Origin of the sequence: Kordia sp., assembly GCF_050633145.1 — a bacterium.
Taxonomy (GTDB): domain Bacteria; phylum Bacteroidota; class Bacteroidia; order Flavobacteriales; family Flavobacteriaceae; genus Kordia.
The window spans coordinates 63,843-85,466 of the sequence record NZ_JBOEFY010000006.1 but is presented as its reverse complement, the minus strand read 5'-3'; the positions used below and the strand labels follow the sequence as shown (position 1 = coordinate 85,466).

Here is a 21,624-nt window from a genome sequence, read left to right as displayed (position 1 = left end):
ATAAATAAAGCATGTCAGATAAAGTAAAATACGAAATTGAGTTCCCTATACAATCTTCTCCACAGCTTTTATTCCAATATCTATCTACACCTTCAGGATTATCTGAATGGTACGCAGATAATGTGAATTCTAGAGGTGAGGTTTTTATATTTATATGGGACGGTGAAGAAGAAACGGCAAAGCTCCTAGGAAAGAAAAATAATGAACGTATCCGCTTTCAATGGGAAGAAGATGAAGACACATCGTATTATTTTGAAATGAAGATAGTAGTCGATGAAATTACTAAAGATGTTTCTCTTATTGTAATCGATCATGCAGATGACGATGACGAAGTAGAAGAAGGTAAAATGTTGTGGGAAAACCAAATTGGAAGTTTGAAACAAGTTTTAGGTTCTCGCTAAGAAAAACCATTTTTAAAAAGTATATTTGCCTTGAGATAATCAAGGCTTTTTTTATGGTAAATTTTAATGGAAACATCAGTGCAGAAACTACAATACTGAATGTTGAAAATAGAGGACTAAAATATGGAGATTCGCTTTTTGAAACCCTAAGAGTCGTAGCTAATAAAATCCTCTTTTGGGAAGACCATTATTTTCGATTAATGGAATCAATGCGAATCTTACGAATGGAAATTCCGATGAATTTTACAATGGAATTCTTAGAAGAAGAAGTGCTCAATACATTAAAAGCAAATGAATTAACAAATGCTCGTGTACGTTTAACAATTTACAGAGGAAACGGCGGATTGTATTTGCCAGATACAAATGAAGTTGAATATGTAATCTCAGCAGACTCGCTAGAATCACCTTTTTATTTACTCTCAGAGTCAACATATGAAGCCGATTTATACAAAGATTTCTATATCAACAAAGGATTGCTGTCTACATTAAAGACCAATAACAAGATCATAAGCGTATTAGGAAGCATTTACGCGAAAGAAAATGATTTAGACAACTGTTTGTTGGTCAATGAGGATAAAAGCGTTGTAGAAGCGTTAAATGGAAACATTTTCTTAGTAAAAGGAAACACAATCAAAACGCCACCAATTACAGATGGATGTTTAAAAGGAATTTTACGCAAGCAATTGATAGAAATTCTTGAAAAAACGCCCAATTATGAATTGAAAGAAGAAAGTATCTCACCTTTTGAAATTCAAAAAGCAGATGAATTTTTTATTACAAATGTAATTCGAGGAATTGTTCCCATCACAAAATACCGCAAAAAGCAATTTGAAGCTACTGTTGCACGTGATTTAATGGCAAAACTAAATATGCGAATTCGCTTAGGATAGTTCGATAGTTATAAATTGTATGAGTTTTAGAACTAAACAAACAATAAAAAAGCCAAGAGCGAAGCGACCCAAAGGCAAATAACCAAACACCTAATTATGACTAGGATCTTCAGGCGCATTTGACCAAATCAAATATTCGCCACCAAATTCCATCATTTTATTACGCCAAATTGACTTGCATGACTTAGAAATGATTTCTTTTTGAAATTCATTTTCAACAATAATCCAAGAATTAGAATTCAATTCTTCACTCAATTGATTGGCATGCCAACCAGAATACCCAAGAAAAAACTTAATGTCGTCTTGTTGTAATTTATCTTCTTCCAAAAGTTTTGCAATAGAAGAAAAATCGCCGCCCCAATAAATCCCCAGCGAAATTTCTATACTATTTGGTACCAAATGTGGTATTTTATGGATAAAATATAAATTATCTTGTTCTACAGGACCTCCATTATACACTTTAAACGTTGCTTTAACGTTAGCAAATTGTGGAATTAAGTCCGAAAGATGAACATTTAGTGGTTTATTCAAAATGAAGCCAATAGATCCTTCTTCAGTATGGTCAGCAAGTAAAACAACTGATCTGTTGAAAGATACGTCTCCAATAATGGATGGTTCTGCAACTAAAAGATGTCCTTTATTGGGTTTTAAGGCTATCATTTACGATTTTTTAGGTTACTTAAATCTATTAAAAAAAAACGGAATAATCAAATACTGCTTTTTTTAAGACCTCCTAAAAAACGAAAAAGCACTCAAATTTGAGTGCTTTTTGTCTAACTTATATAATAAATATAATTAGTTAACTGCTTTTCCTAAATCAGATCCTGCTTTAAATTTTACTACTTTTTTAGCAGCAATTTGGATAGTTTTTCCAGTTTGAGGATTTCTTCCTTCTCTTGCAGCTCTTTCTGAAACTGACCAAGATCCGAACCCTACTAAAGAAACTCTGTTTCCGCTTTTTAAAGCTCCTTCTACATTTCCTAAAAATGATTCTAATGACTTCTTTGCTGCAGCTTTAGAAATTCCTGCGTCAGCAGCCATTGCGTCAATTAATTCTGTTTTGTTCATAATCGTTGAATTATTAATTGTTTGGTTAAACATTATTTTTAAAAGCAATACAAATTTATACGGATTTCTTTGTCATGCAAGTAATAGCGCGGGAAAACCCCGTTTTTGTTAATAACTTAATGCGATTGTTAATAAACATGGTCATTTTTTATTGTTTTTCTCTCGTATCAGTGAATATAGGGCTTACGAGACTTTTGCGCCTTTTTCGAAAGTAAAACCATTTAACAAGGAGCTAATTTCCATAGAACGCTTTCCTGGAAGCTGTAAAACTCTTACAATAATGTATCCTTCTTTAACCGCAATTTTGACTTCTTTTTTAGAACTTATAATACTTCCCACAATATCAGAATGTGATTCAATTACTTTTTCTACTTCATATATTTTAATGTTATAGGTTTCTTCACCATTATATAAGGTTGTCCAAGAAGCAGGATATGGACTCAAACCACGAATCTTATTATATATATTGTCAATGGTATCTGTCCAATCAATTTTACAAGTGTCTTTATGAATTTTATAAGCCGTTCGTATATCTTCTAAAGTTGGTTGAATGGTAGTCGTAACTTCATCCTTTTCTATATGTTGAACTGTCTTTACAACCAAGCCACTTCCAATAGTCATTAATTTATCATGTAATGAACCTGCATTTTCGGTTGGATCAATAGGAAGTTCTTCCTGGAAAATCATGGCGCCTGTGTCAATTTTCTCATCAATAAAGAACGTTGTCACACCTGTTTTTGTTTCTCCATTAATAATAGCCCAGTTAATTGGTGCTGCACCTCTATAATTTGGAAGTAATGAAGCATGTAAGTTAAACGTTCCGTATTCGGGCATTTGCCAAACAACTTTAGGCAACATTCTAAAAGCAACTACAATTTGTAAATTCGCGTTCAACGCTTTTAATTCTGCAACAAAAGATTTTCGTTTTAAGTTGGTAGGTTGTAAAACATTCAAATCATTTTCCAGCGCAAACTTTTTCACGGCAGATTGATGCATCTTACGACCACGACCAGCAGGTCTATCTGGCGCTGTAATAACGCCAACCACATTATAATTGGCATCCAATAATGCTTTTAATGTTGCAACTGCAAAATCGGGCGTACCCATAAAAACGATTCTAAGATCTCTCATATATTATATGGTATAAGTATTTGTTTCTGTTAATTTAATTTTTTCAGCCTCCAAAAGTAATTGAATTATTGATAATAGTAAGTTTTCTCTATAGGGTAAAACAGCACAAATTTCCGTTGAGGTCATTGGCTTTTCTTTTAAAACTTTTAAAATATCATCTCTAATGAGTAATTGCATTTCCGTATCGGGAGCCGCGGTTTTTTTTGTTCTACATACCGAACAAATTCCGCAAGGTGTTTTGGTGTCTTCTCCAAAATAGGAGAGAAGCTGTATGTTTTTACACGTTTCCGAATCTTTTATATAATTGATAACGGTTTGTACACGTTTCTTTTTCAATTCGTTTTGTTGTCGTACTTCTTTTGCAATAGGATGAATGGTTTTATCATCTTCACGAGCAACTAAAAAAGTAACTTCGGCATCCGTTTGTATTTCGTCTAGCGTAATAATTTCATCTTTTGCCAACTGTTGAATGGTCTCGGTAATTTTATGTTTTGGCAATCCTAATTTTTGAGCTAAAAAATGTGTGTTGATGTTTATTTTCTGTTCAAAAGCACCTCCATACGTGCGTAAAATTCCTTGTGTAATTAAACTTACGTTAGCATTGTTATCAAGATACTTCATCAAATTGAATTGATCTACACTAAATTGTAAAGAAGTCTTTCGGTGAAAATGCTGTGAAAGCTGAATCACACTATGCCTGTCTAACAGTTGTAAAGCAGTATATGTTTTTTGTGTGGGGAATTTGTATGCTTTGCAAAATTCGTAAAAAGCCAATGCGTGTTTGGTATCATATCCTTCACCGTAGGCAACTTGAAAGAAACTACACAACTTCCTAAACGCGAGTTTCAAGAAATCGACACTTGGTAAATTATGAATAAATTGTTTCTGTAAAATATCAACGTCGTTTGCATCAGTTAGAATGATAGCGTTTGCATATTCGCCATTTCGTCCTGCACGTCCAGCTTCTTGGTAATAATTCTCCAAACTATCAGGCAATTGCACATGAATTACATTCTTAACATCAGGTTTGTCAATGCCCATTCCGAAAGCATTCGTAGCTACGATTGTTTGCACTTTTCCGTTCAACCATTTCTGGAGGTTCTTTTTTTTCTCTTCTGACGAAAGTCCACCATGAAAAAATACACTAGTAAATCCTTTTCGTGAAAGTGCTTCATGAATGTTTACCGTGCTTTTTCGGTTGCGTGTATACACAATACACGATTGCGGATATTTGCGCAAGGTTTTTTCGATCGTCAAAATTTTATTTTCGGTTTCTAAAACCGTGTATGCTAAATTTTCACGCGTAAACGACTGCTGAAATTGCTGTACATCTTTTAAATGTAAACTCGCTTCAATATCTTTTACAACTGTTGGCGTTGCAGTTGCCGTCAATGCAATACAAGATATGTTTGGCAACAACTCTCTAAGTGTATTGATGTTTTTATATGCTGGACGAAAATCGTTTCCCCATTGCGAAATACAATGTGCTTCATCAACAGCAATTAAGTTGACGTTCATTTGCTTAATGCGTTGTTGAATGATTTCCTGCTGTAAACGTTCGGGCGATAGATATAAAAACTTATAATCGCCATAAACACAATTGTCTAGTAAGTCACTAATTTCTGTCGCTTTCAATCCACCAGTTAAGGCAATTGCTTTAATTCCATTGGCTTTTAAATTGGCAACTTGATCTTGAATTAAGGCAACCAAAGGTGAAACCACAATACAAATTCCGTCCATAGCCAAAGCAGGAATCTGAAAGCAAATAGATTTTCCGCCACCAGTTGGTAACAAAGCTAAAGTATCTTTTTGTTGAATAACCGCGTTTATAATTTCTTCTTGCAAAGGACGAAACGAAGTATGTCCCCAATATTTTTCTAGAAGTGCAAGCGGTTTGGTCATTCGTAGTTTTTAAGTGTATTAAGGATGAATAAAACACGTTCGGAAATCGTTCCAAACGGTACATCAATTAATTTGTAATCATAGCTTTCATATGCCGTTGTCAAATACTTCTGAATGGTTTCTGCTTGTTCAAAACTTTCGTAACGTTCGTTATCTTGTTCGTAAATTTCTTTCCAAGGTGCTAGCATAAAGGCAACATCATACTGATGTTCTTTACAAGCTTCGCGAAACATATCGGGATATTCATCTCCTGTATAATCCATATATGCTGCTACATCAGGAATTCCACGATCGTAAAAAGCATACTCAGTATCGAGCGATTTGGCATCTTCAAATTGTTGAATTCTACCTTTTAATAACAACTCACTAAACAATAACGGTTGCGTTAAAAATAATTGTTCAATGCCTTTTTTCTGTGCAGCTGCTGTAACTTCTCTTGAAATTTCATGAAAGCAAACATGTCCTTTGTCTTCTAAAGCTGTAATCAATGTAGATTTCCCTGTGCCAGGTCCACCAATAATAAGTACTCTTTTCGTGTTCAATCTGAATAATTTATGGCGTAAAATTACGCAAAATCATAGGAATATGAAATTTTTGTTTTTGGTTGCTAACTAATGAAATTATAAATGTAAAATGCTAAATTTTAAATGTAAAAGTATTTTTGGCAAAAATGACTTCATTAAACTTAACAGAATTACAGAAAATAACTTTGAAACAATCTTAATTAAGTTAAAACCTACATCGTGGTAATTCTATCTGTTTTATACAAACAGGTAGTTTCTACTTAGAATAAAACAAAGAACTATTGCAGATTTGTATTGTTGTAAAAATCAAATAAAGAGGAAGTTAGTTAGCTCTTTTTGGTTTTTGTAGGCGAAACCCGAAAAGCCAATTTTAAATAGAGTAGGAAATTATAAAATTAAAAATTATGAATAATTTTGTTATAGCAACGAATTCAGATGAACGTGTAGAAGCTTTTTATATTGATGAGGCAAAGATGGTAGCACATACGTGGCAAATAGAATCAGGAGATAAGTTAGTATGGTCACAAGCAAGCGCACTTTATGGAACAGCAGAAGGTTCAACGGGACCATTGAATAATGCTGCTAGAGTAGCCGCAACAACAAATGGTGAAGGTCAAATTCAAGTAGTTGCTGTTACAGAAGCTGGCGAATATTTTATATGCTATCAAATTGGCGGTGTATGGAATGGCTGGTTTCAAATTGAACAACAATAAATAAGATTATAATAGAATTAAATTTAGTTTAAAGACAGATTGCATATAATACTTCAGTATTTTGCAATCTGTTTTTGGTTAGTATTTGAAGGATATAATGTGAAACCATTAATAAAAGTGATCTATTACTGCGGTAAATTCTTTTAAGAGTTTATTTACTTCCATTAGACTCTAAATTCACACCTTCATCTGTGAAAAAAATCAAGCTAACTCAAATTTCTCTTTTTTGTGAAGGTGGACTCCAGTTTTTAGTTTTCATAATCGTTTTTACTTCATCGTAAGATAACGGATAAAAGTCATGACAATCAACACCAATATCAAAACACAAACGATCTTCTAAGTCTGATAAATTACCGTGGCTATGTCCATATAAATGCCAACTTCCTCTCGAATCACTTCTCCACACGCGCATGGCATAATGAAATAGAATGATGTTCTGATATCCGTTTTTACAATCAGCATCTTTCACCTTCAATTCAAAATAGTCCTTTATCCAAACAAATTTATCAGGGTTTTGTAGTGCTGGCTTTTCATGATTTCCCACAATTAAATGAATCTTTCCATTCAATTGGTCTAAAATAGAAGCAATATTTTCTTTGTATCCATATCCAAAGTCGCCTAAATGATATACGGAATCATTCTTTTTAATTTTTTTATTCCATCTCTCAATCAGAACTTGATTCATTTCCCGAACATCTTCAAACGGACGATTACAGAATTTTATAATATTATCATGTCCAAAATGATGATCGGATGTAAAAAATAATTTTCCCATTCTTGTTTTTTTATCAAATTAAATCAAAAAATCTTGATTCTAGAGTTTTTAAAACGAAAGTGATTTAAAATTCAATACAAATCATCTCATAAATAACCTTTTGCAAGTTGTGAAACTTTACCTACATTTGAAACATACCACTTTACTTATGAAAACTAATTTCACCTACATTTTATCTTTATTTTTTGTGCTAAATAGTTTTGCACAATCGTACACGTCCTATCGAACAGGAAGTGCTACTAGTGTTGATGTAACTCCGTTAGGCGGATCGTGTTTAATGGGCGGTGCTTCAGAATCAGACGAAGCCATGCAATGGTTTTTGCAACGCGCCAATGGCGGTGATGTGTTGGTATTGCGCGCAAGCGGTTCAGATGGTTATAATACATATATGTATTCGGATTTGGGGATTACGATCAATTCGGTGGAAACCATCGTTTTTAATAATAGTAGTGCAAGTTCAGATGCGTATGTATTGCAAAGGATTCAGGAAGCAGAAGCAATTTGGTTAGCTGGTGGCGATCAATGGAATTATGTTTCGTATTGGAGAGATACAGAAGTACAAAATTTAATCAATCATGCAGTTAATTTTGAAAATGTGGTGATTGGCGGAACAAGTGCTGGAATGGCGATTTTGGGAGGACATTATTTTTCAGCGGAAAACGGAACGATTACTTCTGCGGAAGCATTGGCAAACCCGTATGCAACCGACGCAACAGTTTCGAGCGCACCTTTTTTAGAAAATTACTATCTAACCGATGTCATTACAGATACACATTATGATGATCCTGATAGGAGAGGTCGTCATGCAGCTTTTATGGCACGAATTTTAACTGATAATGTAAATGCTGGTATTTTAGATATCAAAGGAATTGCCTGCGATGAATATACTGCAGTTTGTATTGACGACGAAGGTTCGGCGCGTGTTTATGGCGGATATCCTACCTATGATGACAACGCGTATTTTATTCAATCAAATTGTGAGTTAACAGAGACAGTACCAGAAACTTGTGAGCCAAATACACCATTGCATTGGAATAGAGGTGGCGAAGCTTTAAAAGTGTATAAAGTCAAAGGAACAACTACTGGAAGCAATGCATTTAGTTTGACTGATTGGAAAACTGGAACAGGCGGAACTTGGGAACATTGGTATGTAACTAATGGAACACTTGTAACGGAAGCAGGAACACAAATTAATTGTATTTTAAGTGTAGATGAAGTGACTGAAAATTCTGTGAAAATCTTTCCAAATCCTGTAAAAGATAAAATTTATATCGCAACAGAAAAACCGCTAAATTCTATTATTTTATTGGATAGTTTTGGTAGAATTGTAATGCAAAAAGAAGTTTTCAACCTCCAAGAAACGACTATACATGTATCGCAACTAAGCTCAGGAACATACTTTTTGAAAGTGCAAGTTGCTAATACAACATTCATTAAAAAAGTAATCAAATAACAGAAACAGCAAAAGTTTTCTAAGAAGCTGTATCTTTGCCGTTCATTAAGAAAAAAAGAGAGCATGAGTTTAAAAAACGACCCTGAAGCGTTTTATGCAAAACTGAAAATACAATTAGAAGATACTACGCAATTTCCAGCACTATACATGTACAAATTTATTGTACCATCTAGTGAAGAAAAGATAAAAGAAGTACACCAAATTTTTGACAATCTTGGTGCGGTAATTAATACTAAAAAGTCTTCTAAAGGAACGTATACAAGCGTTACAATCACGGCAAATATGAAAAGTGCCGACGCTGTAATTGAAAAATATAAGGAAGCAAGTCAGGTAGAAGGTATAATTTCTCTATAACTACAGAGTTATATAGATTTTTTTTACTATTTTGCAATCACAAAATAATCTTCACAAGAACTTTATTTTACTTCAATATTTACCTTACAAACAAATTTTATTTTGATTGACCAGTTAGAGTATAACACAGAGCGTAAACGATTGATTATTCCAGAATATGGACGACATATTCAAAAAATGATCAACCATGCCGTAGAAACAGAAGATGATGTAGAACGCAATAAAATTGCAAAATCAATCATTGGTGTCATGGGGAATTTACAACCGCATTTGCGTGATGTTCCCGATTTTCAACACAAATTATGGGATCAATTATTCATCATGTCAGATTTTCGACTAGATGTTGAATCTCCATATCCAAAGCCTTCACGCGAATTATTACAAGAACGTCCAGAACCACTTGGATATCCTCAAAACTTTCCTAAATATCGTTTCTATGGAAATAATATTAAGCGAATGATTGATGTGGCAAACGGTTGGGATGAAGGAGAAATGAAGGAAGCATTAGAGTTTGCGATCGCAAATCATATGAAAAAGTGTTATCTAAACTGGAATAAAGATACTGTTGAAGATTATGTAATTTTTAAGCATTTGCTCGAATTGAGTAATGGAAAAATTGACTTAGCTGCTAAAGAAGAAAACTTATCTGATGCTTCAAACTTACTGAAACAGAAAAAGAAGTTTTCACACAACAACAATAACAAAAATCAGCAGCGAAATAATAAAAATCATCGTAACAACAGAAAACGTTACTAACAAAATTCATTATCATATTTTATGGGGACTTTTAAGATTGAAGGTGGTCATCAGTTAAAAGGAAGTATTCAACCACAAGGCGCAAAAAACGAAGCGTTACAAATATTGTGTGCGGTTTTATTAACGCCAGAAAAGGTGACAATAAGCAACATTCCTGATATCGTTGATGTCAACAAATTAATCATGCTTTTAGGAAACTTAGGTGTGAAAACTCAAAAAAACGGACCAGGATCGTATACGTTTCAGTCCGATGATATCAATCTTAAATACCTAGAGTCTGAACAATTTAAAGAAGAAGGACGCGGTTTGCGTGGTTCTATTATGATTGTTGGTCCATTATTGGCACGATTTGGAAAAGGATACATTCCAAAACCTGGAGGTGATAAAATTGGACGTAGAAGATTGGATACTCATTTTGAAGGTTTTATAAAGCTTGGTGCGAAATTTAGATACAACAGAGAAGATTATTTCTATGGAGTAGAAGCTAAAAAGCTAAAAGGAACGTACATGCTATTGGATGAAGCTTCAGTTACAGGAACTGCCAATATTGTAATGGCTGCTGTATTAGCAGAAGGAACAACAACCATTTATAATGCCGCTTGTGAACCATATTTACAGCAGTTATGTAAAATGTTGAACCGAATGGGCGCAAAAATTAGCGGCGTTGGTTCTAATTTATTACGTATAGAAGGTGTAGAAGAGTTGGGCGGAACTGAGCATAGAATGCTTCCAGATATGATTGAAATTGGAAGTTGGATTGGTTTGGCTGCAATGACTAAAAGTGAACTTACAATTAAAAATGTAAGTTGGGACGATTTAGGTCAGATACCAGATGTATTTAGAAAACTTGGAATTACAGTAGAACGTAAAGGTGATGATATTTATGTTCCTGCACATGCAGACGGATATGAAATTCAAAACTATATTGATGGTTCTATTTTGACTATTGCCGATGCACCTTGGCCAGGATTTACACCAGATTTATTAAGTATTATATTAGTTGTAGCTACACAAGCACGCGGAAGTGTGTTGGTGCATCAAAAAATGTTTGAAAGTCGTTTATTCTTTGTAGATAAATTGATTGATATGGGCGCGAAAATTATTCTGTGCGATCCGCATAGAGCCAGCGTTATTGGTCATGACTTCAAATCACAATTAAAAGCAACTACAATGGTTTCTCCAGATATTAGAGCTGGAATTTCATTATTAATTGCGGCTTTATCAGCTAAAGGAACATCTACTATTCATAATATAGAACAAATAGATAGAGGTTACGAAAATATAGACGAACGCCTGCGCGCCATTGGAGCGAAGATTGTCCGTTTGTAATCTCATAAAAATAGATATTTAATGAATCATTTTATTTTGGTAAGATGATTCATTTTTATTTTTTAAAATTTGTCTGAAGCATACAGTTCAAAAAAATAATTACAATTTTATTTTAATCGCTTCAAAATTTCATTTGAAAGTATTATATTGTTAAAGTTAAAATAATCTTTCCCCCAGAAAAATACAATACTCAAAATATACTGCATGAAGCGTATCCATAATACATGTACGTTACTATTTTTTATTTTTTACAGTTTAATAGGATTTACTCAGGATCTCTATTTAAAATCGAAGGAAGAAAATATTAAAATTCAGAAAGATTCTTCCTTTGTAAAGGAAATTGCAATCACATTTGAAAAAAGTGATGAACTACGCTATTATCCAATTTTTTATGATACGGAGTTAGAAAGAGTATCTGATATTTTATTATTTGGAAAAAAGAGGAAGCGTTTTAAAAATATAGTAGCAGTACGAACGTACGATGAAAACGTTGAACTAGATTATATAACGAGCAAAAAGATTAAAATTGTTGAAATCCCTGCAGATGTAGAAGTGAAGTTAAAATATTCGATTTCCTGTAAAGAGCTCATGTATTTTACAAGTTTACACTTTTTTTCATATTATGAAATAGGTATGTTAACATATCAAATAAACGTTCCTAAAGAATTCAAATTAGTACATAATACAATTCATAAAGATTTACTTTCTTCTTACGCCATAGATTCTACTTCAACGGATGTAAGTTCTGTATGGAATATAAAAGTAGTTCCAAGGAAAGTAGAATCAGATCCATTGCAGATTTTTGGTATTTATAAGAATATGAAAGTTCCAATGATGCGAACACTTGTCATGCCTAGTTCTTATGAAAAGCGACCAATGGATTATATGAACGATTGGTATACAAGAAATTTAGCTTCCAAAAAAGGTATAGATGACTCTGTAAAACAGAAAATTGATGAATTGACGGCAAATAGTACAGATCCATCAGAAATTGTGAATATCATTTATGATTATGTTCGAAATAACTTTAAATATGTCGCTATAGAAACTGGTATGGGAGCATTCATTCCTTTTACAGCGAATGAAGTGTATGCTAACAAACAGGGTGATTGTAAAGATCTTTCAAACTTTTTATCAGAAGCATTACGGTATAAAGGTATTGAAAGCGATATTGCCCTAGCTGCAACTTTTGATCATATTAGTGATTGTGATTTTCCTGCATTAAGTTCTGCAAATCATGTGATAGGTGTCGCCTATATAGATGGTAAAACAATACTATTAGATCCTACCGATCCTATTCACTATGCTGGAAGTCCAGTGCAAAGTTTACAAGATAGAACCATTTTAATTGTAAACCCGAAAGGAGCTACATTTTTTAAAGTAGAACGATTTAGTCCTCAAGAAAATGAAATTCTGTATCAGTTAGATTTAAAAGTTGACTCCGAGAGTATGCTTGTAAATGGAATTTTTACTGTTGATTATGACGGAATATCTAGTAATTATTTTAAAAGATATATAAAAAGTGAAGGAGAAAAAAAGTTTAAAGATTTTGGAAAAACTTTCTTTGATGAGGTTTTTGGAAACCAATCGATCTCTGATTTAGAAGTAGTAAATAAACCTAAAAAACTTCATCTAGAAGGTACTATTGCTATTAATGGAAAAACGTTTAATGATGGTGAAAGTAAATATTTGTTTATTGATTTTTTACCAAGACTTATTGAGACAGAAGCCAGAGAAGAATTGATAGAAGGTACTTATTTAAGGAATCCATTTTACAAAAAAATGCGCGCCAAAATAAAAATGGACGAGCCTATTGTAACGTTTCAACCTATTGAGCATACGTATAAAGGAGAAGGAATATCGCTGACTATGACCATAAAAGCTATTTCTAACTTGGAAATAGAATGTAATTATGACTTTATTTTTGATCATATATTCATAAATAAAGAAAATAGTAGCAAGACAAATGAAATTTTAAAATCATTTAAAAAAATAATAAATGAACCTATCGTTCTCAAAAAACAAAAAAGCTAGCCTGATTATTATATGCATGGCTATTCTTTTTTACAGTTTTAAAACTTTTATAAAAGAAGATCCCTTTGCAGAACTTTGTAAAAACTCGGATGCTTATTATAAATATACCTACACAGATGTCACGTATGCCAAATATGTGTTTGGTTATAAGAGGTATATTTCTATAAATAATAAATTGGTTGTAAATACAACGAAAGGTGTAGAAAATCATGCTTTTTTAAATTTAGATGAATATAAAAGTAATCGTATAGAAAGTATTAAGATAAGAACTCTTAAAGCTGACGGTTCTGTAGTTGAATTGGATTCTAGTTTGGTGTTTAAACGAAACTCTAAAAGGAAACCATTTGGAGCAATCAATTATCCTATTCCTGCTGTAGAACCAGGTGACACCATTGAAACAAATTACGTTTTTTATGAAGATTTAAGTAAGTCAAACTTAATGGGATATGTAAATTTATATTCAGATCTACCTAGCATGAATACTCAATGCACTATAAAAACGGGTAAAGGTTTTGCTGTTCGCTATAAGACGTATAATGATTTTCCCGAACCTGAAGTTGTCTCTAATGATAGTTTAGTGTATTTGCAATTCTCAGCTGATAAATTAAAAGGTTTAGAGTTAAATGAACATAACTGCCTGCCTTGTGAAAAACCATATTTATATTACTCTGTAGAAAATAAGTATAGTAAGTTAAGAACTTGGAAAAAAGTATATAATGAAGAGTTTAATATACTTACGCAACCAATGAATATTGACAGAGAAAGATCGTCATATTATAAACGATGGAAGCGAAGAGTAATTGGAGAAGCCAAAGACAGTACTAAGTTCTATAAATTTACATTATTGTACAACGAGGTGTTGGAAAATTTTAAAATGGAAGAGCCTCGAAGAGGAGAATTGATAAAGTCTACAGGCTATTTTCTTAAAGAAAAAAGATTTGATCCAATAAGCATTCGAAGGTTTTACAGACAATTGTTGGAAGATTTAGAAATTGAGTATTGGGCTGTATTTGGAAAAGACAGACAAGCAGGACCTATTGATATGGATTATATTAGAAAAGGTGAGTTTGATCACATATTTTTTGCGCTTAAAGATGAAAAAGGAAACCTGAAATTTTTATATCCAAATGAAGATTTTTACAGGTATCAAATAGATGAAATACCAACTTCTTTGTATGATACTAAAGCCGTTTTGGTAAAGCCTTATCAAAAAAAGAAAAAAAGAAAAAAGGATAAGTTTATTTCTAGAGATTTAAAACTCGCTACTGTTGACTCAGTTTCTGTAGCTACTGTTCAGTTACCTGGAATTGACTATAATCGTAATTATATACAACAAACTATTTCCAGTACTGTAGATATTGATAAAAAGAAAACCTCTTTTAGATATCGATTTAAAATTTCTGGCGGATTTTCTACAGAGCTGCGAAGCTTTTTTGGTATGCTAGATAAAAATAAAGAAGCTAGTGAATATTATGATGCTTTAACAGAGTTTGAAGGTGAGGATAATACGATACAGGTTGATACAATTACCAGTAGAGTACAAAGTAAAGAAAAGCCATTCTCTTTTGCTATGAGTGGTAAAGGTACATTAAACAATGCAGTGACATTTATAAATGATAGTCTAGTCAGTATTTCAATTGGCAAATTGATTAAACACAGTAAATTAGAGAATACATCAACGGCTTCCGATCTAAACTATTACCTTGATTATAATTATTCTGATAATTTTTTATTTTACCTAAACTTCCCTTGTGATATCGAGGTTTTAGGTCTTGAAAAAGGAAATGTAGATTTTAAAAATGAGTACGGTGAATACTATTTCAAACTAGAAAAAAGTAAGGATAACCAACTTAAATTTCATTCAAACTATAAAATTTTAAAGAATTTAATTCCAAAAGAAAAGCTTGAAGAATTGAGGTTGCTAAATGAACAAGTGAAAAGTATAAAAAGTAAACGACTGATTGTTAAATTAAAACGTACTTAAGAGAAAATAAGAAGAATATTATTATTACACTTTCGTAATCTTAATCTCTACACGTCTATTAGCACTGCGATCGCGAGCTCCTTTTTCTGGAAAATACAATGGTGCTTTAAACGCGTAGCCTTTGTAAGTAAGTCGTTCTTCAGAAATTCCTCTACTAATAAGATATTTATAAATAAAACGCGCTCTATCTACAGAAAGTGTCTCTGTACCTTTAGCATTATTCAAAGCATCAGAATCATCATTACCGCCGCAACATACATGTCCTTGTACTTCAATATGAATATTTCTATTTTTCTTTAAAAACCGAACGAGTTTTTCTAACTCTTTTTTTGATGACTTTACAAGTGTGACTCTTCCTGTTTTAAAATTAATCTTACCAAAAGAATATGATCTTCCAATTTGAAGTTTCTTTACTGGAATCACAAAAATATTTTCTTTTCGTTTGACAACTTTTGGTTTGTGATCGTTTTTAGAAACAACTACAGATACTTTTCGGTGTTTTTTTACACCAATGCGCTCATTTTGTTGTTTCGTTAAGGTAGGTAATTCTCCTTTAGCTTCTTTCTCGATAGAATTTATCAATAATTCATAATTCTCCTTAAGAAATGTAGTTACCGAATTTGCTCTGTTCTTAGATAATTCTAGATTAAAATTCTCTGTATCTACAAAATCAGTGTATCCTTTAATGACAAAATTATAGGTTGTAGTACTGTCTAAACTAGCAAGTTCCTGATTGATTTTCTTGGTATGTTTTTTAGATAATACAAATTTGCCAGAATCAAAATAAATATCAAACTCAATGTTTTGTGCTTGACAAAAACTGATAGAACATAGGAATATGACAAGTAGATGTTTCATTAATCATTCTTTGGGATGAAAAAGGTACAAAATTATATCAAAAAAATAAGGACAACTAAAATATAGTTGTCCTTATTGGTCATATAAAGGATTTTATTATGAACCTAATACACCTAATTTAGATTCGGTAATATAACCTTATCAACAGCATGAATTACACCATTCACTGCCTGAACATCGGTAACAATAATATTACCGGTTCTATTGTTTAAGTCCGTGAAACTTGCTCCACCAGACGTATTGATTGTAAAACTATCTCCTAATGTACTAATCATCATTCCATCTGTTAATGTTGATGCTAATACGTTTGCTTCTGTTACTACGTGTGTGTTTAATGTGGCTTCTAAAGTTGCTGTTGGAATATCAGCTAAAGAGTCTACGCCATCTAATTCTGCAACTAAATCTGTAAATGCTGCATCAGTTGGAGCAAATACTGTAAATGGAGCTGGTGATGATTTTGTGCTCAAAGTAGCTACATATGTAAAAGAAGTTTCTCTTGTTAAAGCAGATACTAGAGAGCCAAAAGTTGCGTCTGCTGTTGCAAATGTTACCACAGTAGGTAAATCAATAACTGTATTAACTGCATGAATTACTCCGTTATCTACAGATACATTTGCAGTTATTACTGTTGAAGCACCATTTAAAACTACGCCACTGCTCGTATTTACATACATACTTAGGGTACTTTCGGTTGTTGCCTCTATTGCTAAAGTTTTAATGTAACCAGTAGTTAAATCTGATGAAGTATTTACTCCGCTAACAACGTGGTTTAATAAGACTTGAGTTAAAACGTCTACTGGTACTGCTTCTAAGCTAGCAAAGTCGTTTGCTGTTAAGAATGCATCAAATGCAGCATTGTTTGGAGCAAAAACAGTGTAATCTGTTGTTCCAGCTAATACACTTGTTAAACCAGCTCTGTCTAATGCAGCTCCTAAAGAGCTAAAGTCAGCGTTTGCAGCTACGAAGTCTGCAATCGTGTTACTTGGGGCGACTACATTGTTGTCATCATCACTACAAGAAGTGAGTGTAAATAATGATAAAACAAAAGCCATAATGATAAATGTTGTTTTCTTTTTCATAACAATTTTATTGCTTTTTATATGATTAGTTGTTTATAACGATCGGTACAAATATAAATGATTTTGTTTAAACAAAATTATAAATAGTTAAACAAAACAGTTAATTGTTTGTTAAATTGATAAAAACGTTAAACAAAATGAAGGGTTGATTCTATAAGCTTGTTGGTATTCATTATAGAGATGACTGGTTTTTAAGTCGTATAATATTGTCTAATTGGTCGCTATTCATGTCAGTATAGCTACACGCTTGTAAGTGTTGCATTTGTCAGTGAACTGCTAGCATTAGTAAAATTGACTTAACCAAAGCAAATCATGGAAAATAAAAATGTAAAGGTGTAGAAGTTTTTCAGGAAAAAATTATGTTAAACCTTCCTTATATGTTGCTAAGCAACGTTCGCGAGCGTGTTTGTGTTCTACTATAGGTTGAGGATAGCTAAACTCCTGATAATCTGGAACCCACTTTTTTATATAATTATGTGCTTTATCAAACTTTTGAATTTGTGTAGTTGGATTGAAAATTCGGAAATACGGAGCAGAATCACAACCTGTTCCTGCAACCCATTGCCAATTTCCAACATTCTGAGCCAAGTCAAAATCAAGTAATTTTTCAGCAAAATATGCTTCGCCCCATTTCCAATCGATTAATAAATGTTTGCATAAAAAACTTGCAGTAATCATACGAACTCTATTGTGCATGTAGCCAGATTCATTGAGTTCGCGCATGCCTGCATCTACTAATGGATATCCTGTTTTTCCTTCACACCAAGCCTTGAATTCTTTTTCATTATTTCGCCACTTGATGCCATCGTATTTTGATTTGAAATTGTTAGTGACTGATTTAGGAAAATGCCAAAGAATCTGCATAAAAAATTCTCTCCATATCAATTCCTTTAAAAATGTATTTTCTTCTGATTGCAATCCGTTTTGTACACATTGCCGAACACTGATAGTTCCAAATCGCAAGTGTGGACTTAATTTTGAAGTTCCTTCAATTGCAGGGAAATTTCGAGTAGCTTCATAATTTTCAATGATATTTTCTGTCATTGTATGCGGAAGTACTTTGATGTTGGAAGTTGTAAATCCAATAGCTTCCAATGAAAGAAAATCAAAATGTAGTTTCGAAAAGTTTTTGTAATGCGAGGCGCAATCTACACTTTCGTAATCGGAATTTTTTAGTTTAGCCAACCACTTTTTTGAATATGGAGTGTATATGGAATATGGTTGTCCATCTGCTTTTACAATTTCATCACGTTCAAAAATAACTTGATCTTTGAAAGTGTGAAAAGCAATGTTTTCCGTTTCCAAGAATTCCTTTACTTTTTGATCTCTTGCAATCGCATACGTCTCATAATCATGATTGGTATAGACCGCTACAATATTGATTTTTCCGATAATTTCACGAAAAACTTCAATTGGATTTCCATGTTGTACAAGCAATGAAACACCATGCTTTTCTTGCAGCGTATTGTACATTTTTTCGAGTTGTTCATGAATAAATGTGACACGTGCATCGTCTTTTGGAAGCTTATCTAAAATATTTTCATCAAATATGAATAGCGGAATAACCTTGTTTTCAGAAGTTAGCGCTTTGTGCAATCCAATATTATCTTCGATGCGTAAGTCTCTTCTATGCCAAAAAAGTACATAATTATCCTTCATAAGCTCCAAATAATTCGGTTAGTTTTTTAGTTCTGTATTCAAATATTTCTGTAAGCTTTGGTTTTACGAGTATGGGATGCATGAGTCGTCCCAAAAAGCCAAACGGAATTTTATAGTCAATAATATCTTCCATTTCTACGCCGCCAGGAATTTCTTTGATAAAATGCTTGTGATGCCACATTTTATAAGGACCAAAACGTTGTTCATCTACAAAATAATGCTGATGCTCAACATGTGTAATTTCAGTAACCCAATGTGTTTTTATGTGTAAGATAGGAGTGACAATGTATTGTATAATTTGACCAGGATACATTTTTCCAAGATCTTCTGTGAGAATATCAAAACTCATATAATCGGGCGTAATAGTCTTTAAATTCCTTGGATCCGATAAAAAATCCCATGCCTCTTCAAGAGATATGGGAAAGTTTTGTTTACTGTGTAGTCTATACACAATTCCTTTTGTGCTAAATTTTTGCATAATACATTAGTTAGTATATAAAATATAACCGTTCAAAGAATTAGCGACGAGCATCCATACTAAGTAGGGAAGTATGAATATGCTATATATTTTTAATTGTGATTTAAATTTAAATGTCATCACAGCAATTAACATCAATAATACAATCAAATTAAGCATTCCTAAAGAAATGTTATGTTGATTAAAAAAGACATAATTCCAACTAACGTTTAGTATAAATTGTATTGTAAATAAAAGCAAGATTACTTTATTGTTTTTTGCTTCTGTGAGTTTTGCCATGTAGACTGAAAAACAAATCATGACAGTTGTCCATGCAAAGCCAAATACCCAGCCTGGAGGTGTCCATGGAGCTTTATCTAAGCTTAAATACCAACTAGCTCTTGGTCCATCGTTCATTAAAATGATGCCTAATCCAAGCGCACCAAAATTAATGATTAAGAATAGTATCAGACGAGTATAAAATTTCATAGACTATAGTTTAACACTCACAATGCCACAATCCATTGTAAAAATTTGTCCTGATGTAGAACGTGATTTATTAGAAATTAAAAAGTCAGCCATATCAGCGACTTCTTGTGGTTGTAAAAACTTTTTCAAGGGATGACGTTCTGTAATATTTTCAATCATTTTGTCATTTCGTAGCAGCTTGCTAGCCAAATCAGTATTGGTAATAGTTGGAGCAATAGCATTCACACGAATTGTTGGAGCAAACTCCGCAGCCAATGATTTTACCAAACCTTCTACAGCCGATTTTGCTGCAGCAATGCTAGCATGAAAAGGCATTCCTAAATGCGTTGCAACTGTGCTAAATAATAAAATATTTGGATCTGTTCCTTTCTTTAAAGCAGGAAGGTATTTTTGAATTGCTTTTACTGCACCAATAACATTGATTTCATAATCATTTTTGAAATCCTCAATTTTTAGTCGTGTTATTGGTTTTAGATTAATGCTACCAGGACAATAAATAAGTGTATCTATTGCTTCTAATTCGGGAAGCTCATCTTCAAGGATATCGCAGTTATAATGCGTTAAATTATTGGAAGTTATTTCTGGAGTTGTTCTACTAATATTAATCACAGTATGATTGTTTACTTGTGATTTTACAATAGCAGCGCCAATTCCTCTACTACCTCCAATTACGACTATATTGCTCATTAAATAGATTTGGGTATGTATAAATTCAATACAGTACAATGCTAATAGCATACAACTATTAGCATTGCATAACATTATATTTTAGAGTATGTTTATTTTAAACGCTTCTCGTATTTCTTTTTTAGCGTAGTTAGCCGTTTCATAATTTCCATAATTGCAGGGTCTTTTTTCTGCTTATAGATTTCATTTAATCCTAAGATTAGACGTTTAGCTTCACGACTTGCAGCAATTTTATCGCTTCTTGATATGAACTTTGTTTCCTCAAAGTCCGTTACTTCTGAAAAAATGGTTGCCATAATTTAATTGTTTAAAAAGTTTTGTAATTCTAGTATTTTTTCGGACGTATTAAAAACACCTCCATAATAAGACGTAATTGTAGTAGATGAGTCATCTTTAACTCCTCTTGATGAAACACATAAATGTTTCGCATCTATAATTACCGCCACATCGTCAGTTTGTAATATTTTGCATAATTCTGTAGCAATCTGATTGGTCAGTCGTTCCTGAACCTGAGGTCGCTTTGCATAATATTGAACAATTCTGTTAAGTTTCGATAGTCCAATTACTTTCCCTGAAGAGATGTACGCCACATGTGCTTTTCCCATGATGGGAACAAAGTGATGTTCACAATTAGAGTAGAATTGGATATTTTTTTCAATAAGCATCTGATTGTATTGATATTTATTATCAAACAATGCAACTTTTGGTTTGTTTCTTGGGTTTAACCCTGAAAAAATTTCTTCTATGTACATTTTAGCAACTCGTTTAGGAGTTCCTTTTAATGAGTCGTCAGTTAGGTCAAGACCTAACGTTTCCATAATTTCTGAGAAGTGGTAGGCTATTTTTTGCTTTTTTTCTTCGTCAGTTATTCTGAAAGCATCTGAACGCATAGGAGTTTCCATACCTGTTAGTAGGTGTTCATCCCCAATTTCATCATGATCAAATCCATTAAAAGAAATGGAAGTATCACTCAATTGGTTTAAAACGTCAGCAGTTTTCATGTATTTTTAAAATGTTTAATTATTTGATTTTAAAGTTAAACAAAATAAAGTTTAATCAAAAGATTCTCTTTCTTTTTTAT

At 32.7% G+C, this 21,624-nt stretch carries 23 protein-coding genes; 9 read left to right on the top strand and 14 right to left on the bottom strand.

The annotated features are described in order from the left end of the window. Positions 1 to 11 precede the first annotated feature (11 nt). On the top strand, positions 12 to 401 hold the full coding sequence (locus ACRBBL_RS04665; protein WP_431367858.1) for an START-like domain-containing protein: 390 nt from the start codon (positions 12 to 14) through the stop codon (positions 399 to 401). Between the two features lie 53 nt (positions 402 to 454). Next, complete coding sequence (locus ACRBBL_RS04660) at positions 455 to 1,291, top strand: aminotransferase class IV (RefSeq protein WP_431367857.1); 837 nt, start codon at positions 455 to 457, stop codon at positions 1,289 to 1,291. Between the two features lie 90 nt (positions 1,292 to 1,381). Here ACRBBL_RS04660 and ACRBBL_RS04655 read toward each other — a convergent pair whose 3' ends face one another. From ACRBBL_RS04655 to ACRBBL_RS04635, 5 genes are all read right to left on the bottom strand, one after another. Next, positions 1,382 to 1,951, bottom strand: a complete 570-nt coding sequence (locus ACRBBL_RS04655; protein ID WP_431367856.1) for a YqgE/AlgH family protein — start codon at positions 1,949 to 1,951, stop codon at positions 1,382 to 1,384. A gap of 135 nt (positions 1,952 to 2,086) precedes the next feature. Then, on the bottom strand, positions 2,087 to 2,392 hold the full coding sequence (locus ACRBBL_RS04650) for an HU family DNA-binding protein (protein ID WP_431367855.1): 306 nt from the start codon (positions 2,390 to 2,392) through the stop codon (positions 2,087 to 2,089). Between the two features lie 150 nt (positions 2,393 to 2,542). Continuing rightward, entirely contained in the window at positions 2,543 to 3,490 is a 948-nt protein-coding gene (fmt, locus tag ACRBBL_RS04645; RefSeq protein ID WP_431367854.1) for a methionyl-tRNA formyltransferase, read from the bottom strand. Positions 3,491 to 3,493: 3 nt separating this feature from the next. Further along, entirely contained in the window at positions 3,494 to 5,392 is a 1,899-nt protein-coding gene (locus ACRBBL_RS04640) for a RecQ family ATP-dependent DNA helicase (RefSeq protein ID WP_431367853.1), read from the bottom strand. Continuing rightward, positions 5,389 to 5,934, bottom strand: a complete 546-nt coding sequence (locus ACRBBL_RS04635; protein ID WP_431367852.1) for an AAA family ATPase — start codon at positions 5,932 to 5,934, stop codon at positions 5,389 to 5,391. The genes ACRBBL_RS04640 and ACRBBL_RS04635 overlap by 4 nt, the downstream gene beginning before the upstream one ends. Before the next feature lie 386 nt (positions 5,935 to 6,320). On the opposite strand from ACRBBL_RS04635, the gene ACRBBL_RS04630 reads away from it, so the two are divergent. After that, positions 6,321 to 6,629 (top strand): hypothetical protein, encoded by a 309-nt coding sequence (locus tag ACRBBL_RS04630; RefSeq protein ID WP_431367851.1) that lies wholly within the window; start codon positions 6,321 to 6,323, stop codon positions 6,627 to 6,629. Positions 6,630 to 6,840: 211 nt separating this feature from the next. Here ACRBBL_RS04630 and ACRBBL_RS04625 read toward each other — a convergent pair whose 3' ends face one another. Then, positions 6,841 to 7,404, bottom strand: coding sequence for a metallophosphoesterase family protein (locus ACRBBL_RS04625; protein WP_431367850.1), 564 nt, complete (start codon positions 7,402 to 7,404; stop codon positions 6,841 to 6,843). Between the two features lie 148 nt (positions 7,405 to 7,552). Between ACRBBL_RS04625 and ACRBBL_RS04620 the strand changes: the two genes are divergently transcribed. The 6 genes from ACRBBL_RS04620 to ACRBBL_RS04595 all read left to right on the top strand — a co-directional run bounded on the left by ACRBBL_RS04620 (position 7,553) and on the right by ACRBBL_RS04595 (position 15,314). Next, positions 7,553 to 8,857 (top strand): T9SS type A sorting domain-containing protein, encoded by a 1,305-nt coding sequence (locus ACRBBL_RS04620; protein ID WP_431367849.1) that lies wholly within the window; start codon positions 7,553 to 7,555, stop codon positions 8,855 to 8,857. Between the two features lie 63 nt (positions 8,858 to 8,920). Next, positions 8,921 to 9,211 (top strand): DUF493 family protein, encoded by a 291-nt coding sequence (locus ACRBBL_RS04615; protein ID WP_431367848.1) that lies wholly within the window; start codon positions 8,921 to 8,923, stop codon positions 9,209 to 9,211. A gap of 102 nt (positions 9,212 to 9,313) precedes the next feature. Continuing rightward, positions 9,314 to 9,967 (top strand): DUF4290 domain-containing protein, encoded by a 654-nt coding sequence (locus tag ACRBBL_RS04610; protein WP_431367847.1) that lies wholly within the window; start codon positions 9,314 to 9,316, stop codon positions 9,965 to 9,967. A gap of 21 nt (positions 9,968 to 9,988) precedes the next feature. Continuing rightward, a complete protein-coding gene (murA, locus tag ACRBBL_RS04605; protein WP_431367846.1) occupies positions 9,989 to 11,296 on the top strand; it encodes a UDP-N-acetylglucosamine 1-carboxyvinyltransferase in 1,308 nt (435 codons plus the stop codon). Positions 11,297 to 11,500: 204 nt separating this feature from the next. Continuing rightward, complete coding sequence (locus ACRBBL_RS04600) at positions 11,501 to 13,330, top strand: transglutaminase-like domain-containing protein (protein WP_431367845.1); 1,830 nt, start codon at positions 11,501 to 11,503, stop codon at positions 13,328 to 13,330. A gap of 16 nt (positions 13,331 to 13,346) precedes the next feature. Further along, complete coding sequence (locus ACRBBL_RS04595; RefSeq protein WP_431367844.1) at positions 13,347 to 15,314, top strand: DUF3857 domain-containing protein; 1,968 nt, start codon at positions 13,347 to 13,349, stop codon at positions 15,312 to 15,314. 24 nt (positions 15,315 to 15,338) lie between these two features. Here ACRBBL_RS04595 and ACRBBL_RS04590 read toward each other — a convergent pair whose 3' ends face one another. The 8 genes from ACRBBL_RS04590 to folE all read right to left on the bottom strand — a co-directional run bounded on the left by ACRBBL_RS04590 (position 15,339) and on the right by folE (position 21,544). Next, positions 15,339 to 16,172, bottom strand: coding sequence for an OmpA family protein (locus ACRBBL_RS04590; protein WP_431367843.1), 834 nt, complete (start codon positions 16,170 to 16,172; stop codon positions 15,339 to 15,341). A 113-nt stretch (positions 16,173 to 16,285) separates the two neighbouring features. Further along, on the bottom strand, positions 16,286 to 17,251 hold the full coding sequence (locus ACRBBL_RS04585; RefSeq protein ID WP_431367842.1) for a fasciclin domain-containing protein: 966 nt from the start codon (positions 17,249 to 17,251) through the stop codon (positions 16,286 to 16,288). Between the two features lie 357 nt (positions 17,252 to 17,608). Continuing rightward, complete coding sequence (locus tag ACRBBL_RS04580) at positions 17,609 to 18,910, bottom strand: cryptochrome/photolyase family protein (RefSeq protein ID WP_431367841.1); 1,302 nt, start codon at positions 18,908 to 18,910, stop codon at positions 17,609 to 17,611. After that, positions 18,900 to 19,388: an SRPBCC family protein gene (locus tag ACRBBL_RS04575; RefSeq protein WP_431367840.1), complete on the bottom strand. Its 489-nt coding sequence runs from the start codon at positions 19,386 to 19,388 to the stop codon at positions 18,900 to 18,902. The genes ACRBBL_RS04580 and ACRBBL_RS04575 overlap by 11 nt, the downstream gene beginning before the upstream one ends. A 6-nt stretch (positions 19,389 to 19,394) precedes the next feature. Next, positions 19,395 to 19,856, bottom strand: coding sequence for a TspO/MBR family protein (locus ACRBBL_RS04570; protein WP_431367839.1), 462 nt, complete (start codon positions 19,854 to 19,856; stop codon positions 19,395 to 19,397). A 3-nt stretch (positions 19,857 to 19,859) separates the two neighbouring features. Then, positions 19,860 to 20,543 (bottom strand): SDR family NAD(P)-dependent oxidoreductase, encoded by a 684-nt coding sequence (locus ACRBBL_RS04565; protein WP_431367838.1) that lies wholly within the window; start codon positions 20,541 to 20,543, stop codon positions 19,860 to 19,862. Positions 20,544 to 20,635: 92 nt separating this feature from the next. Then, positions 20,636 to 20,839: a hypothetical protein gene (locus ACRBBL_RS04560; protein ID WP_431367837.1), complete on the bottom strand. Its 204-nt coding sequence runs from the start codon at positions 20,837 to 20,839 to the stop codon at positions 20,636 to 20,638. Positions 20,840 to 20,842: 3 nt separating this feature from the next. Next, positions 20,843 to 21,544 (bottom strand): GTP cyclohydrolase I FolE, encoded by a 702-nt coding sequence (folE, locus tag ACRBBL_RS04555; protein ID WP_431367836.1) that lies wholly within the window; start codon positions 21,542 to 21,544, stop codon positions 20,843 to 20,845. Between the last annotated feature and the right edge of the window lie 80 nt (positions 21,545 to 21,624).